Below are 17,168 nucleotides of genomic sequence, written 5' to 3' on the forward strand. Positions count from 1 at the left end.
AATGGCCGCTTAAAATCCCGACCCAGCCCAAAAACGCAGTCTGTTGACCACACTGATAAATCGGACTTCGACCGTTTATTTAAATAGTGGCGGTCAGCCCGAACGGGATAACAATAAACAATAGGACACGGATCGATAAAACCTAAAACCGGTGGAAGATGTCCGTCCACCGGTTTTTTCCAATCTGAAACAACTCACCGGAAGTGCATGGTATTCGTTGCTGCCGTAACGCCAAATCCGATCAATTTACCAAGCAGCTTTGGCCGGCCCCCCAATCAATCCTGCATTATCGATCCTTTCGGAGATGCGGAAAATCCTTAAGGCAGATATGCTTGAATACCTGGCCATCTCGACGAAAAAACTAACCGATACAAAGCGCTAAATAAGTCATTATCGGCCAAAAGTAGTATTACACATTCTGTTTTTTGTGAGTTAGAATACATTTTGACTATCTTGTGTTGACTTAACCAAGCAAAACATGTTGTCAAACATACGGTTTCCGCTGGCCTTTAAGGATAATTATCGACGATCAAGAGGTTTTTTTCTGGCCCTACCAGATAAAAAGCCACCCGGAGCTATGATCCCAAACGAGGTTAACGCCAAAAACGCCGCTAGCAACCGCTCAAAATCCGTCAGTACCTTAATTTGAGGAAGTTATGAAAGCCTATAAGACGATTTTCAAACCCAATGCTATTTGCTCGGCATTTTTGGCTGCCGGCTTGATCTTGCAAAGCCAGGCATTGTTCGCGGCGACTGTCACCCAAAACGGTGGCGCCGGCACCAATGGTATCCCCGGAGCCGCGGGCAACCCCGGCACAAATGGTACGAATGGTTCAGCGGGAGACAACGCTACCGCGGATGCCGGCTTTACGATAACCAACTCCAGCACCAGCAATACCGCTTCAGCTACCGGCGGTTCTGGCGGTATCGGCGGTAATGGCGGTACGGGAACTCCTTCCGGCGCCAACGGCGGTAACGGCGGTAACGGTAACAATGGCGGAAATGCTACGGCCCAAGCCGGCGCCAACTTGAACAGCGCGACCACCCTTTCGGCCACGGCCACCGCCAACGGTGGCACAGGCGGCTACAACGGCCAGGGCGGTTCGGCATCGGGAGGCGGCACTTCTGGTTTGGATGGCAACTCTGGCACGGGCGGCAATGCCATCGTGCAAGCAAAAGCTATTAACACAGGCACTGGCGGCGCAACAGTGAACGCGACGGCCAATGGTGGCAATGGCGGTTATGGCTATGGCAATGGCACCGCCGGCAATGGTGGTTCCGCTGATCTCGGCGCAATCATCGCCGAAACTATTTTTGGAAGCTCGGCAGGAAACGGTACAGTCTCGGTTTCCGGAACCGCCAATGGCGGTAACGGTGGCAATACCGGAGGCACGGGTAATGCCGGTAACGGCGCGGCCGTCAGCCTGCTGAATAAAGTCGATGGCAGCACCACCGGCAGCCTGACCCTGAGCCAGACCGCCACCGGCGGTAATGCCGGCGGCAGCTACGGCGGCACCAGCGGCACGGCCGGCAGCGCCAGCAGCAGCCTGACTAAATCCACGGCGTCCAGTGCGTTGTCAGTGACCAGCAGCGCCACCGGCGGCAGCGGCGCTTACCGTTACAACACCGCGACCGGTACCGCCGGTGCCGGCGCGGCCGGCACGTCATTGGCCAGCGCTACCAACAGCGCCGGCAGCGCCTATGCCAGCGGTACGGCCACTGGCGGTACCGGCGGTTATGCCAACGACGCCGCCAATGGCGGGGCCGGTGGGAATGCCACCAATACCACTAGCGCGGCCAGCAGCGGCGCCAGCCATACCGTTACAGCCTACGGCAACGCCACCGGCGGTAGCGGCGGGTACACCTACGGCGGCAATGGCGGCAACGGCGGTTCGGCGACCAGCAGCAGTACCGGTACCGCTTCCGGCAACAGTTCGGTCACGGTCAATGATCAAGCCAGCGGCGGCAGCGGCGGTGCCAACAACAGCAGCACCGCCGGCAACGGCGGCAATGGCGGTATCGCTTCGTCCAGCGCCTCCGGCGGCAATGCCGGCTCTCTGTCCGTTAGTGTCACTTCAAATGCTTATGGCGGCGGTGGTTCAACCGGCCAAGGCGTCGGCAAAAAAGGCGGGAATGGCGGCAGCGCCACTGCTCAGGCCAGCGGTTCGTCCACCGGCAATGGCAGTGTCAGCGTCAATGCCAGTCAACACGGCGGCACCGGCGGCCAAGGCTATGCCGGCGCCGATGGCGGCCTTGGCGGCGATGCCGTTGCCACCAATCTGGTCAGCGGCTCGACCGGCGGCAGCCTCAACTTAACCCAAACCGCTACCGGCGGTAACGGCGGTGGTACCAATGGCGCCGGTGCGGCGGCGGTCGGCGGCAAGGCCGAATCAACCTTGACCAACGTCAACGTCGGCGGCGGCAGCGTCACCGGTAACAGCACGGCCAACGCCGGTAATGGCGGCTCGGCCAGCGACACCGGCAACGGCGGTAACGGCGGCGGCGCCAAAGCGGCCATTTCTCTGGTGCAAGCCGGCAACGTCACGGCCGATGCCACCGCCAACGGCGGCAATGGCGGTAACAGCACCGACGGCATTGCCGGCAACGGCGGCGCGGCCGATCTGGGCATTGATTTGACCAGCGTTTACGGCGAATCGACCAATAATGCCACCGTCAATATTGGTGGCGTTGCCAACGGCGGTAACGGCGGCACGGCCACCGGCACCGGCGCGGCCGGTAACGGCGCGGCCGTCAGCCTGCTGAATAAAGTCGATGGCAAAACCAGCGGCAGCCTGACCCTGAGCCAGACCGCCACCGGCGGTAATGCCGGCAGCAGCTACGGCGGCACCAGCGGCACGGCCGGCAGCGCCAGCAGCAGTCTGAGCAAAACCACGGCGTCCAGTGCGTTGTCAGTGACCAGCAGCGCCACCGGCGGCAGCGGCGCTTACCGTTACAACACCGCGACCGGCACCGCCGGCGCCGGTGCAACCGGCACGTCATTGGCCAGCGCCACCAACAGCGCCGGCAGCGCCTATGCCAGCGGTACGGCCACTGGCGGGGCCGGCGGTTATTCCAGCGACGTCGCCAATGGCGGGGCCGGTGGGAATGCCACCAATACCACTAGCGCAACCAGCAGCGGCGCCAGCCATGCTGTTACGGCCTACGGCTACGCCACCGGCGGCAGCGGCGGGTACACCTACGGTGGCAATGGCGGCAACGGCGGTTCGGCGACCAGCAGCAGTACCGGTACCGCTTCCGGCAACAGTTCGGTCACGGTCAATGATCAAGCCAGCGGCGGCAGCGGCGGCGCCAACAACAGCAGCACCGCCGGCAACGGCGGCAATGGCGGTATCGCTTCGTCCAGCGCCTCCGGCGGCAATGCCGGCTCTCTGTCCGTTAGTGTCACTTCAAATGCTTATGGCGGCGGTGGTTCAACCGGCCAAGGCGTCGGCAAAAAAGGCGGGAATGGCGGCAGCGCCACTGCTCAGGCCAGCGGTTCGTCCACCGGCAATGGCAGTGTCAGCGTCAATGCCAGTCAACACGGCGGCACCGGCGGCCAAGGCTATGCCGGCGCCGATGGCGGCCTCGGCGGCGATGCCGTTGCCACCAATCTGGTCAGCGGCTCGACCGGCGGCAGCCTCAACTTAACCCAAACCGCTACCGGCGGTAACGGCGGTGGTACCAATGGCGCCGGTGCGGCGGCGGTCGGCGGCAAGGCCGAATCAACCTTGACCAACGTCAACGTCGGCGGCGGCAGCGTCACCGGTAACAGCACGGCCAACGCCGGTAATGGCGGCTCGGCCAGCGACACCGGCAACGGCGGTAACGGCGGCGGCGCCAAAGCGGCCATTTCTCTGGTGCAAGCCGGCAACGTCACGGCCGATGCCACCGCCAACGGCGGCAATGGCGGTAACAGCACCGACGGCATTGCCGGCAACGGCGGCGCGGCCGATCTGGGCATTGATTTGACCAGCGTTTACGGCGAATCGACCAATAATGCCACCGTCAATATTGGTGGCGTTGCCAACGGCGGTAACGGCGGCACGGCCACCGGCACCGGCGCGGCCGGTAACGGCGCGGCCGTCAGCCTGCTGAATAAAGTCGATGGCAAAACCAGCGGCAGCCTGACCCTGAGCCAGACCGCCACCGGCGGTAATGCCGGCAGCAGCTACGGCGGCACCAGCGGCACGGCCGGCAGCGCCAGCAGCAGTCTGAGCAAAACCACGGCGTCCAGTGCGTTGTCAGTGACCAGCAGCGCCACCGGCGGCAGCGGCGCTTACCGTTACAACACCGCGACCGGCACCGCCGGCGCCGGTGCAACCGGCACGTCATTGGCCAGCGCCACCAACAGCGCCGGCAGCGCCTATGCCAGCGGTACGGCCACTGGCGGGGCCGGCGGTTATTCCAGCGACGTCGCCAATGGCGGGGCCGGTGGGAATGCCACCAATACCACTAGCGCAACCAGCAGCGGCGCCAGCCATGCTGTTACGGCCTACGGCTACGCCACCGGCGGCAGCGGCGGGTACACCTACGGTGGCAATGGCGGCAACGGCGGTTCGGCGACCAGCAGCAGTACCGGTACCGCTTCCGGCAACAGTTCGGTCACGGTCAATGATCAAGCCAGCGGCGGCAGCGGCGGCGCCAACAACAGCAGCACCGCCGGCAACGGCGGCAATGGCGGTATCGCTTCGTCCAGCGCCTCCGGCGGCAATGCCGGCTCTCTGTCCGTTAGTGTCACTTCAAATGCTTATGGCGGCGGTGGTTCAACCGGCCAAGGCGTCGGCAAAAAAGGCGGGAATGGCGGCAGCGCCACTGCTCAGGCCAGCGGTTCGTCCACCGGCAATGGCAGTGTCAGCGTCAATGCCAGTCAACACGGCGGCACCGGCGGCCAAGGCTATGCCGGCGCCGATGGCGGCCTCGGCGGCGATGCCGTTGCCACCAATCTGGTCAGCGGCTCGACCGGCGGCAGCCTCAACTTAACCCAAACCGCTACCGGCGGTAACGGCGGTGGTACCAATGGCGCCGGTGCGGCGGCGGTCGGCGGCAAGGCCGAATCAACCTTGACCAACGTCAACGTCGGCGGCGGCAGCGTCACCGGTAACAGCACGGCCAACGCCGGTAATGGCGGCTCGGCCAGCGACACCGGCAACGGCGGTAACGGCGGCGGCGCCAAAGCGGCCATTTCACTGGTGCAAGCCGGCAACGTCACGGCCGATGCCACCGCCAACGGCGGCAATGGCGGTAACAGCACCGACGGCATTGCCGGCAACGGCGGCGCGGCCGATCTGGGCATTGATTTGACCAGCGTTTACGGCGAATCGACCAATAATGCCACCGTCAATATTGGTGGCGTTGCCAACGGCGGCAACGGCGGCACGGCCACCGGCACCGGCGCGGCCGGTAACGGCGCGGCCGTCAGCCTGCTGAATAAAGTCGATGGCAAAACCAGCGGCAGCCTGACCCTGAGCCAGACCGCCACCGGCGGTAATGCCGGCGGCAGCTACGGCGGCACCAGCGGCACGGCCGGCAGCGCCAGCAGCAGCCTGACTAAATCCACGGCGTCCAGTGCGTTGTCCGTGACCAGCAGCGCCACCGGCGGCAGCGGCGCTTACCGTTACAACACCGCGACCGGTACCGCCGGCGCCGGTGCAACCGGCACGTCATTGGCCAGCGCCACCAACAGCGCCGGCAGCGCCTATGCCAGCGGTACGGCCGCTGGCGGGGCCGGCGGTTATTCCAACGACGCCGCCAATGGCGGGGCCGGTGGGAATGCCACCAATACCACTAGCGCGACCAGCAGCGGCGCCAGCCATACCATTTCGGCCTCCGGCTACGCCTCCGGTGGCAGCGGCGGTTACACCTACGGCGGCAACGGCGGCAACGGCGGTTCGGCGACCAGCAGCAGTACCGGTACCGCTTCCGGCAACAGTTCAGTCAACGTCAGTGATCAAGCCCATGGCGGCTATGGTGGCGCAAACAACAACGGTACAGGTAAAGGCGGTAACGGTGGCAATGCCATCTCCAGCGCTATCGGCAGCAACGTCGGCAACCAGTCGGTCAGTGTTTCCTCTTCTGCCTATGGCGGTAGCGGCGGCACTTCAGTTGGCGGCCAGAAAGGCATAGGCGGCAGTGCAACATCCAATGCCAATGCCAACAGTAGTGCCGGTTACGCAGCTGCCAATGCTTATTCGTACGGAGGCAGCGGCTCTAGCGCTCCAACCACTATTAAAGCCAGCGCTTTGGCTCAAGGTGGAAGCAGCTCGAACGCTTATGCTCTTGCCGACCAGGGCGTCAATCAACTCACCGCAACATCAAGTGCTAATATTGCCGGAACTAGCGCCAGCCGCTCGTCTATTGGCGAATTGGCGGGATCGCAAGCTGAAGCCGCGGGTAAACAAGCCGTCGCATTTGGTACAGTACTGCCGACTGACAGCGATGCCATGTCGGCATTGGCCGGCAACCCAACCGTATTGCATGATTTCGACATCGGCGGTTCGAGCCAAGCTTGGCTGTTAGGTACGATGGGAGTAGTAAATACCGCAGTTACCGATTATCACAGCTATACAGCAACACTCAACATGAATCTGGACACTTCAGCCTACAGCATGAATCAACATCTTTTGCTCGGTCTGTTAAGTCCGGTGTTCAGTGCCAACAACTTGACCGGCGGCAGCGACGAGCTTAGCTTTAGCGTCAATATCACCGGCGCAAGTGGTGGATACAGCAACACTTATAACTTTACTGACCTTACTACTACCGGCAACGCCGCCAGCGCCGTCAATTTCTTTAACGACAAAACGTTGGACTTGGGTGATTGGCACAGCTGGATCAGTAACAGCAATAAGGTGTTGAGTCTTACATTCAACTTGAACCTGTACAGCCACACCGCGGACTCAGGATTGAACTTCAACTTGATCGCAGGTAATTCCACCTTGGGTTCCGGTCCGTCTAACGTACCGTTACCGACTAGTGCCTGGTTGTTCGGCTCTGCACTGTTTGGCTTTTTGTTCCGCCGGCGTCAAGTCCAATCGGCCTAAGTCAGCCAGGATATCAACCTCACCCGCTGGCAGCGATATTCATCAACGCCAGCGCGGCACTTACTGTGCCCCAGTTCGCTGGGGCTTTTTATTTATTTTTTGTCTCTTCACCCGCGAGCCCACTACCCGACAATTAAAGCTATCTACTCGCAATTTGAAAACTTTGATTGCTCAGCGACGGATGGCAAATGTCCGTTTAAGGCTCCGCAATCATGCAAACATGAATAGGGTCTTAGCTGGGATTCATTGTCATTCAACCCAGCCTTCCACAAACGCAAATTCAGCTAATTATCCATTAACGGTCATTGGAAAGCTCATCCGACTGTCGCTTTTGGATTGATTGCGCTGAAAAAGGACTCTTTAGTGAAAATAGTTCGGCGGCAAGAAAATCCTCATAGCCCCTTAAAAAAATTAAGGTCTACACTATACCGACATTCGATTGCATTACACCGATGTTAAAGCGGCCGGGGTGTCGAAGGCGTCACCTCGTTTCGACCCAACATAGGGGTCGAAACATGGGTTCTCGCATGACGCCGTTTGCGGACAACCGGCCGCTGCTGCAACCCGGCAAACCGGAATTGCGCCGCTATACCGCGATTTATATGGTGAAAGACAAGGAAGTCGGGCAGTTTAGCAATGATCTGGTCATCAATTGCGCGCCCTGAAAGCAAGGCTATACAGGAAACAGCTTAAAAACCGGTAGCGGATGTTTTCTATTGAATTTTGCCTCAAGGGAACCAGTAAGTTCCCTTCTTCCTCCGGGAAAGCTAGGGTGGGAGTAATTGCTGATTTAATCCCCTCACCCCAACCCTCTCCCGCAAGGAGAGGGGGCTTTTACAACAGCTTCCGGAGAGGCGGTTGTTTTTAGTTTTGTACGCCCCTACTCGGCAATGGGGCGCTCGCGAGTCGTTCCGCCGAGACTAAGACGCCAACAGCATATTGTCCAAAGTCTTCCTTGCCAGCGCCGCCTGCTCGGCCGGCACGGAAACCTGATTGACAACATGTCCGGCCGCCAGATTTTCCAGCACCCAAGCCAGGTGTTGCGGGTCGGTGCGGAACATGGTCGAGCACATACTTAGGGTCGGCGCCATGAAATGCACACTTTTGCCTTGGGCTTTGCATTCTTGATTCAAGCGGTTGACCAGATTCAACTCGGTCGCGACCAGCCAGCGGGTGTTGGCTTCGGCTTCGCGGACGATTTTTAATATCATTTCGGTGGAGCCGATGAAATCGGACTTTTCACAGACTTCAAAGCAGGCTTCCGGATGCGAAATCACGATGGTTTCCGGATGTTTCTCCTTAAACGCGTCGATTTGCTCCGGCTGAAACGCTTGATGCACGGAACAATAGCCTTTCCATAAAATGATCTTGGCATCGCGAATTTGCTGCTCGGTCAAGCCGCCCTGCGACTTGTTGAAGTCCCAGGTCACCATGTGCTCCAGCGGGATACCCATCCGATAGCCGGTATTCCGGCCCAAATGCTGATCCGGGAAAAACAATACTTTCTCGCGTTTGGCAAAACTCCAATTCAGAATTTTTTCGGCATTCGACGAGGTACAAACGATGCCGTCGTGCTGACCGCAGAATGCCTTTAAATCGGCCGCCGAATTGATGTAAGTCACAGGAGTCACCGCGTTTTCGACATCTATGATCTTCGCCAATTCGTCCCAGCACTGCTGAACCTTGACCTTATTCGCCATATCCGCCATCGAGCATCCGGCGGCCATGTCCGGCAATATGGCGATTTGCTCGGGGCGCGACAGAATATCGGCAACCTCGGCCATGAAATGTACCCCGCAAAATACGATGTATTCGGCTTCGGATTGCGCGGCCTCCCGCGATAATTTCAATGAATCGCCGAATATATCGGCGTGCTTGAACACCTCGTCGCGCTGATAATGGTGGCCAAGTACGATACAGCGTTTGCCAAGCTTGGCTTTGGCGGCAACGATGCGGGCATCGCATTCGGCGTCATCGAGCAAGGCGTAATCATGTATAGGTAAGGCAGCAGTCATTTTTCAACCTGAAAACAAAAAACGGAGAATTGTAAAGCTTTGGGCAGCATTTTTAACAGACAGTTCCTTGCACAAACCGTCTATCGGGCCGATTAAAACCGTAAGCGGGCCAGCCTAAGCGCAGCCAGGATCAGTTGTATAAGCCGGCAACAGCATCAATACAGTGCATTTTGCAGCAAATTCATTGCGCTGGCGCCGCTTTGGTTCTGCACGTATTGCAAAACCACCGGCACAAACTGGCTAACCATGGACGGATTCATACCCAGCGTTTGAAACGATCCGGCAAGCGCCGCCAAGCTGCCGTATTGGCCGCCCATCATATTGCCCGCCGCACCCAATAAGGATGACGAGCCGGACGCGGCAATCTGTTGCGGCACGGAACTCAGATATTGATCCATCCCCGGCACGCTAGTGCTCAATTGCGAAAAATCACCGGGACTCATACGTTGCTGCGCCACGGAAAAAATCGAGCCGACCCCTCCCAAGGCCTGTTGCGGACTGATACCCAATTGGCCTACCAAAATATTAATCAATCCCTGCTCGACACTGGCGCCGGTACCCGCTGCCTGGCTCGCCGCACCGGCACCGTAATAAGGCGCCTGTTGAGCCGCACCGACTTGCGATCCACCCAACGCAAAAGTCTGACCGGTGTAGGGTTGCTGTCCCTGAGCGCAGGCTGTCAACAACAATACGGGGCCGAGAACGCAAAAACTCGTTGAAAATTTCATGTGTTTAAACTCCTGATAAGTCATTATTATCGGATCGGCCTTAGCCTGATCCGCCACCGATAATCCGGCTGCCGGTTACTAGCGCAAACTTTAAATCGAAACACGGCGGCGGCACAACCGTATCCAGCGCGAATAAATTCAAATGCTGTTGCGCATAGGACCACATTTTCCTAGCCTAAATCAGCACAGCGACGCCGCTTACGGTACCCTTGCACCAGTTCGTCGTCGGCAAAGGTCGGCTATCTTGTCGATTTAAGTATAATCTCAGCTTTAGCCACACGACCCATCAGGTAAAAACATGCAAAACATCCAAAAGACACTCGAAGATTACTATCTTCGTCTCCAGGCCCATCCCAAGTACCTGCACGTTATGACTTTGCCTTTGTTGCAGCGCTGGGGCGTATTTATCGGCCTGTTTCTGCTGTCGCAAATCCTGGTTTTCGGCAGTCTCTACCTCATTTTCGACAAGGTCGTGGTGATTGGCTTTCTAGCCAGCGTTTTAGCGGGCCTGGCCACCGGGGTTGGCGCCCTCCCCGCTTTATTCTTTAAAAACATTTCCGACCGTCTGTTCAATAGCTTGCTGGGCGCCGCCGCCGGCGTCATGTTGGCGGCCACGGCATTTTCCTTATTAGTGCCCGGCATCGATTTCGGCGAACAGGTTTGGCCGGGTAAAGGCTTATGGGTCGTTTCGGCCGGCATGCTGATCGGCGCGCTGTTTTTGCATTATGCCGACAGCCGTCTGCCGCATTTGCATTTTGACACAGTTAGCGATCATTCCCTGGATTCACTGCAAAAAATCTCGCTGTTCATTATCGCCATCACCATTCACAACTTCCCGGAAGGTATGTCGGTCGGGGTCAGTTTCGGTTCCGGCGATATGAAAAACGGCTTGGTATTGTCGATTGCCATTGCCTTGCAAAACCTGCCGGAAGGCCTGGCGGTGGCATTACCGCTAGTCGGTTTGGGGTATAACAAGTGGAAAGCCGTTGCGCTGGCGACACTCACGGGTTTAGTCGAGCCGGTTGGCGGATTGCTCGGGATCACCATGGTCACGGTGTTTTCGTCGGTGCTGCCGATAGCGATGGGTTTTGCCGCCGGCGCTATGCTGTTTGTGATCAGCGAAGAGATCATCCCGGAGACCCACGCCAAGGGCCGCTCCCGTGTTGCAACGTTTTCGTTGATGATAGGCTTCATCGTCATGATGATTCTGGACAAGGTGATCACTTAAACTCGCTCCCAGCCAGGAAGGCCGGCAGGCCTTCCTGGGCTAGTTATACATCACTCTCCGCATACGACTGTAAATATAGAATGGAATACCTTTCGCAATTAGTCAGCCAATTCAGCGATTTCAATTTCACCGAACTCCTAACCACCGGCGGAACCAGCTTTGCACTGATAGCTGCCGCGGAAATAGGCGACAAAAGTCAATTGGTTTGCATGACGCTGGCTTCCCGGCACAGGCCGGCTCCGGTGCTATTGGGGGCGATTGCCGCCTTTGCCCTGCTGAATACCTTAGCCGTGGTTTTTGGCGCGGCTATCGCCCAATGGCTGCCGGACTACGTCGTTGCCGCCACCGTCGCCGTGTTATTCGCCGCATTCGGTTTGCATGCCCTACTCAACCGTGACGATGACGACGATGACGGGGAAGTGGAGGAAAAAAGCGGTCACGGCATTTTTTTTACGACCTTTCTATTAATTACCGTTGCCGAATTTGGCGATAAAACCCAACTGGCGGTGGTTGCCTTTAGTAGTACCGCTCAACCGCTATCGGTTTGGCTGGGATCGACACTAGCCTTGGCATTTACCTCCGCTCTTGGCGTTCTGGCAGGCCGCACCGTATTGCAAAAAATCCCGTTATCGCTGCTGCACAAAGCCAGCGGCCTGTTTTTTCTGATTTTATCCGGAGTGGCGGCGTATAAGGCTTACGAAAGTTTGCTTGCCGCCGGAATAATTCCCGCGCTCTAATACGCTCAGTTCCGCAAATATACCGGTTAGTTTGATGCCATTTTCTCGTTATCGCTGGTTGGATCTGCCGGCTGATTTTAGGCTTGGCTCTGATTTACGGGCTGCTTGCCAAAGTCGTCCTGGCTTATTTCGCGGCATCCGGCAATGTCACTTTGATCTGGTTTTCCGGAGGATTGGGGCTGGCAGCGCTACTGCAAAGAGGATTGCATTACTGGCCGGGCATATTCATCGGTGCCTTTGCCGCCGGCCTAATGGTGGACGATTCCTTCTGGCTATCCTTAGGTATCTCTACCGGCAATACCTTGGAATCGGTCTGCGCCGCCTGGCTTCTAAAGCGTAATCCGCGCTTTTCCGCCGACTTAAGACAACCCGAACATTTTCTCCAGTTAGCATTGGTAGGCATCGTTTGTTCCGCTATCAGCGCCAGTCTCGGTCCTTCGGCACTATGGCTTGCGGGCTTCATTAATTCCGAAGACTTAGCGGAAGCCGTCTTGCATTGGTGGATGGCGGATGTATTCGGTATTATCTTCACCACCCCCCTGTTCCTGATTTGGCAACACTGGCCCAACAGTTGGTTCCGAAAAAGCCGTTTGCCGGAAGCATTGCTCTTCCTGTGCTTTACCATCCTCAGCGGCCAAGTGCTTTTCTCCGATTGGTTCTTACCGCAGCTAACCTTTACGCCGCATACTTATTGGACTTTTTTCTTTGTGTTCTGGGGCGCGATGCGCTTCGGCCGTCATGGCGTCGCGCTGGTCCTGGCGATCACTGCCTTCCAAGCACTACACGGCGCCGCTTATCATACCGGCCGCTTCGCATACGATCTGGAACAAAGCGATCTGTTTAATTTCTGGCTTTACATGGCGGTACTGTCTTCCAGCGGGGTCATACTGGCATTAACGCTGCATAAAAATCGTCAGGTTGCATTGGGCCTACTGGAAAGCGAACGCCGACTGAAAGCGATCATCGACGCATCGCCGGTGCCGCAAGCCGTTTACGACTCCCAAGGCAAGATCACCCAGATCAATCCCGCTTTTCATAAGGCCTTTGGCTACAGCTTGGACGATATTCCAACATTGGAGGAGTGGTGGCAAAAAGCCTACCCCGACCCGGCCTACCGGCAAATGATCACGCACAACTGGCAAGCCTTAGAACATAAAGCCGATAACCAGCAAGAGTTTGAAACCCTGGAAGGCAACATTTGTTGTAAAAATGGCGAAATACGCACCGTGCGGGCCGGTTCGGTATCCTTGGGCAATTCTTACGTCGGCAGCCACTTGAAAATCCTGTTCGATATATCGGAACAACTCAAGTCCGAAAAGGCCCTGATCGAATCCAACTTATTATTACAAACCATCCTGGAAACATTACCGATACGGGTATTCTGGAAGGACAAAGATTCACGGTATTTAGGCTGCAACGCGCTATTTGCCGCCGATGCCGGACAACTCAGCTCCCGCGACTTGGTCGGGAAAGACGATACTCAACTCAATTGGCAACAACAGGCTTCAATCTACCAAGCGGATGACCGCGAGGTTATGGCTTCAGGCAAGAGCAAGCTGGGTTTTGAAGAACCCCAAACCACGCCGGACGGCAATACCATTTGGCTGCGCACATCGAAAATACCCTTGCGAAATTCCGATTACGAAATTATCGGGGTTTTAGGCATCTACGAAGACATTACCACGAGTAAGGCCCGTGAAGATGTATTAGCCCAATCCGTTTCGTTGTTAAAGGCGACGCTGGAAGCCACCGCCGACGGCATTCTGGTCGTAAGCCTGCAAGGTCAAATCATTACGTTCAATCAACGTTTTTTCGAATTGTGGAAGTTACCCCAAGCTGCGGTTGGAGAAATTCATGACGATACCAAGCTTTTGAATTTAGCGGTGAAACAGCTGAAAAATCCCGGCGAGTTTTTCGATAAAGTTCAGGAGCTCTACCATCGACCCGAACAAGAAAGTTATGACCTGATCGAATTCATCGATGGCCGAATATTTGAGCGCTATTCGAAACCGCAAAATATCGCCGACAAGATTGTCGGCCGCGTATGGAGTTTTCGCGATGTCAGCAGTCAGTACCGTGCGGAACAGGCATTGCAAAGAAAAGAATACTATCAGCGCGCACTGCTGGATAACATTCCGCACGCCATTTGGTTAAAAGATACCGAAAGCCGACTGCTGGCGGTCAACCAGGAATTTGCCAACGTATTTTCCGCGGAAAATCCGGAAGCGCTGGTCGGCAAAAACGATTTCGACATCGCCGCTCCGGAACTGGCGGCGAGCTATCAGGCCGACGACCGGCGCGTGCTGAATTCGCGGGATAAACTGATCGTTGAGGAAGAAATTTTGGATCGCGGCGTCCGAAAGTGGTTCGAAACCTACAAAGCGCCGGTGATGGACGAACAAGGCCAACTGTTGGGTACGGTAGGTTTCGCTCGCGACATCAGCGAGTTGCGCAAAACCGAAGAAAACCTGAGACTGGCGGCCCTGGTTTACGACAATAGCAGTGAAGCGATGGTGGTAGTGGACAACGAAAATACCATCCTCAGCGTCAACCCGGCTTTTACCGCCATGACCGGCTATACGGCGGAAGAAGTCATCGGTAAAAATCCGCGCATTCTCAGCTCCGGCGAGCACGATGCGGCCTTTTACCAAGAGCTATGGACAACACTGAGCACTACCGGGGCCTGGCGCGGAGAAGTGAAAAATCTGAGTAAAGACGGCCGCCTGTTTATCGAAGAATTGGCGATCAATACGATTTACAACAGCGATGGCAAACCGCAACGCCGCGTGGCCTTGTTCTCCGACATTACTCAACGCAAGCAATCCGAAGAACAAATCTGGCGGCAGGCCAACTTCGATCCGCTGACCGGCCTGCCTAACCGCCGTATGTTCCGCGACAGGTTGGAACAGGAAATCAAAAAAGCCCACCGGATGGGTCAGTTATTCGCCATCTTGTTCATCGACCTGGACCGTTTTAAGGAAATCAACGATACGCTAGGCCACGACATGGGCGACAACTTGCTCAAGGAGACGGCCGAGCGGCTGCAAACCTGCGTACGCGAATCGGATACCGTGGCGCGCCTGGGCGGGGACGAATTCACCATCATCTTGAGCGAGCTGGACTGTATTGAAAGAACCGAACCGATAGCGAAAAATCTTTTGCAAAAAATCAGCGCGCCGTACTGTCTGAACGAGGAGCTCTCCTACGTCTCAGCCAGCATAGGCATCACGTTTTATCCAAACGACAGCACCGACTTGAGCCAATTGCTGAAGAACGCCGATCAAGCCATGTATGCCGCCAAAAACCAAGGCCGCAACAACTACCGCTTCTTTACCAAAGCTTTGCAGGACGCCCTGGAGGCGCGGGCTGCATTGCTTGGCGACTTGCGTATCGCACTGGCCCAAGATCAATTTTTACTCTGTTATCAACCTATCGTCGATTTGCACAGCGGCGCGGTACATAAAGCGGAAGCCTTGTTACGCTGGCGGCATCCGCAACGGGGACTAATCAGTCCGGGCGAGTTCATTCCGCTGGCGGAAGAAACCGGCCTGATCCGAGAAATTGGCGACTGGGTATTTGAAACCGCGGCCCGGCAAGTTCAAACCTGGCGAACCGACATTCATTCCGACTTTCAAATCAGCGTTAACAAATCGCCGGTGCAGTTTCAAAGCCCGGAGCACACCCCTAACGATTGGTTCGCATTTCTCAACCGGCTAGGACTATCCGGCCAAAGTATTGTCGTGGAGATTACGGAAGGCCTGTTATTGGACGCCAACCTTGCCGTACACAATCATCTGATGGCATTTCGCGACGCCGGCATGCAGGTAGCGATCGACGACTTCGGCACCGGCTATTCCGCATTGTCCTACCTGAAAAAATTCGACATCGACTACCTGAAGATAGACCAATCGTTCGTGCGCAACCTGTCGGTCGATTCCAACGATTTTGTGCTGTGCGAGGCCATCATCGTGATGGCGCATAAACTGGGGTTGAAAGTAATCGCCGAAGGCGTGGAAACCGAACAGCAGAGGGATTTGCTGTGCGCAATCGGCTGCGATTACGGTCAAGGCTATCTGTTTGCCCGGCCGCTAACCGCAGACATATTCGCCCAACGCTTCGCCGTCTCGAAATAATGGGATATGTAAGTCGGCGACAAATCAGCGCAGCCTAGGCCTCGCTGATCACTACGCCGTCCGGTTTCAAACTCAAGGTATAGTCGCCCCGCAACAGACCTTGCAGTTCGCGCCCGGCCATGTTGTAGCGCCAGCCATGCAACAACACGCAGTCTTCATCGCCGAACAATAGTTGTTCGAGATCCTTGCGGGTAGCCAGAATGATCGGATTTAAAGAATTTTCCTCGGCGCGGATTCTGACCACCGCGCTCAACACGTCGAGTATCGCCTCGTGCTGCTGGGTCTTTTTGGCGGCTTGATCTTTTTCCGCCAAGGGTTTGGGCGGGCGCTGCCGGGCGCTGTCGATCAATTCGCAGATGACTTTGCCGTAACGATTAACGGTGCGGTCGTTGATATTGCGAATCTTGGCTAATTCTGGCAACGAAAGCGGCTGCAATTTGCCTAGTTCCAACAGTAAGTCGTCCTGCAACAGCCAGCTACGCGGCTTGTTTTCCTGCTGCGCGGTACGCTCGCGCCATTCGGTCAGACTTTGCATGATAGACAATTGCTTGCCGGTCAACTTATTTTTGCCGCGAATTTTCAGCCAGGCATTTTCCGGCGACAGCTGATACAGTTCCGGATCGTTCAGCAACGCAAAATCGCTCTCCAACCAATTCAGGCGGCCCAATTTATCCAGCTGCTCGCACATGATTTTGTAGATCTTGCACAGATAAATCACGTCATCGGCGGCATATTGAATTTGATCCTCACTTAAGGGACGCTCCGACCAATCGGTACGGGTATGCGCCTTGCTTAAATTCACGTTCAGAAAGCTGGACACCAACATTGCATAGCCGGGATTTTCTTGAAACCCTAGCAAGGGCGCGGCAATCTGGGTATCGAAAATCGGGGCCGGAATTTTGCCGGTAATCTGATAAAAAATTTCCAAGTCCTGGCGGCAAGAATGCAGCACTTTGACAATATTGGGATTGTAAATCGCCTCGAACAATACGGATAAGTCGGTAATGGCCAACGGATCGACACAGGCCACCCATCCCGGCGCGGCGATTTGCAACAAACAAAATTTTGGGTAGTAGGTTTTTTCGCGGAGAAATTCGGTATCCAGAGCTATCCATGGCTCCTGACTAATGAGTTGACAAAGGCTATCGAGTTGGTCGGGGCGGTTGATATATTGAATGGTCATAGTCACTATGGCAATGAACGAAGCTTGCCGCGAAACGGCGTGACTGGCTATTTTAACCCGTCCGCTTAAGCACAGGGCTTAAATATTATTCATTGCCGACAATTTGC

General features: G+C 56.4%; 9 protein-coding genes. 5 read left to right on the forward strand and 4 right to left on the reverse strand.

Annotation, left to right across the window (positions count from 1 at the left end; genetic code table 11):
* The first annotated feature begins 656 nt into the window (after positions 1-656).
* Positions 657-7,037 carry a hypothetical protein gene (locus ACH50O_RS12335; protein ID WP_446808089.1) on the forward strand — a complete coding sequence of 2,127 codons (6,381 nt, stop codon included), beginning with the start codon at positions 657-659 and terminating at the stop codon, positions 7,035-7,037.
* 515 nt (positions 7,038-7,552) lie between these two features.
* On the forward strand, positions 7,553-7,702 hold the full coding sequence (locus ACH50O_RS12340; RefSeq protein WP_446808090.1) for a hypothetical protein: 150 nt from the start codon (positions 7,553-7,555) through the stop codon (positions 7,700-7,702).
* A gap of 255 nt (positions 7,703-7,957) precedes the next feature.
* Here the strand turns inward: ACH50O_RS12340 and nadA are convergent, their stop codons facing one another.
* From nadA to ACH50O_RS12355, 3 genes are all read right to left on the reverse strand, one after another.
* Positions 7,958-9,052: a quinolinate synthase NadA gene (gene nadA / locus ACH50O_RS12345; protein ID WP_446808091.1), complete on the reverse strand. Its 1,095-nt coding sequence runs from the start codon at positions 9,050-9,052 to the stop codon at positions 7,958-7,960.
* Positions 9,053-9,207: 155 nt separating this feature from the next.
* Entirely contained in the window at positions 9,208-9,780 is a 573-nt protein-coding gene (locus ACH50O_RS12350) for a DUF2780 domain-containing protein (protein WP_446808092.1), read from the reverse strand.
* A 40-nt stretch (positions 9,781-9,820) separates the two neighbouring features.
* On the reverse strand, positions 9,821-9,946 hold the full coding sequence (locus ACH50O_RS12355) for a hypothetical protein (RefSeq protein WP_446808093.1): 126 nt from the start codon (positions 9,944-9,946) through the stop codon (positions 9,821-9,823).
* Positions 9,947-10,078: 132 nt separating this feature from the next.
* Here ACH50O_RS12355 and ACH50O_RS12360 point away from each other — a divergent pair, with 132 nt between their 5' ends.
* The 3 genes from ACH50O_RS12360 (at position 10,079) to ACH50O_RS12370 (ending at position 15,878) form a co-directional block, all read left to right on the forward strand.
* Positions 10,079-11,008: a ZIP family metal transporter gene (locus ACH50O_RS12360; RefSeq protein ID WP_446808094.1), complete on the forward strand. Its 930-nt coding sequence runs from the start codon at positions 10,079-10,081 to the stop codon at positions 11,006-11,008.
* 80 nt (positions 11,009-11,088) lie between these two features.
* Positions 11,089-11,745 (forward strand): TMEM165/GDT1 family protein, encoded by a 657-nt coding sequence (locus ACH50O_RS12365; RefSeq protein WP_446808095.1) that lies wholly within the window; start codon positions 11,089-11,091, stop codon positions 11,743-11,745.
* An 83-nt stretch (positions 11,746-11,828) separates the two neighbouring features.
* Complete coding sequence (locus ACH50O_RS12370) at positions 11,829-15,878, forward strand: bifunctional diguanylate cyclase/phosphodiesterase (protein ID WP_446808096.1); 4,050 nt, start codon at positions 11,829-11,831, stop codon at positions 15,876-15,878.
* A 34-nt stretch (positions 15,879-15,912) separates the two neighbouring features.
* Here the strand turns inward: ACH50O_RS12370 and rnd are convergent, their stop codons facing one another.
* Entirely contained in the window at positions 15,913-17,061 is a 1,149-nt protein-coding gene (gene rnd / locus ACH50O_RS12375) for a ribonuclease D (RefSeq protein WP_446808097.1), read from the reverse strand.
* Positions 17,062-17,168 lie beyond the last annotated feature (107 nt).

The organism is Methylomonas sp. 2BW1-5-20, from assembly GCF_052474515.1.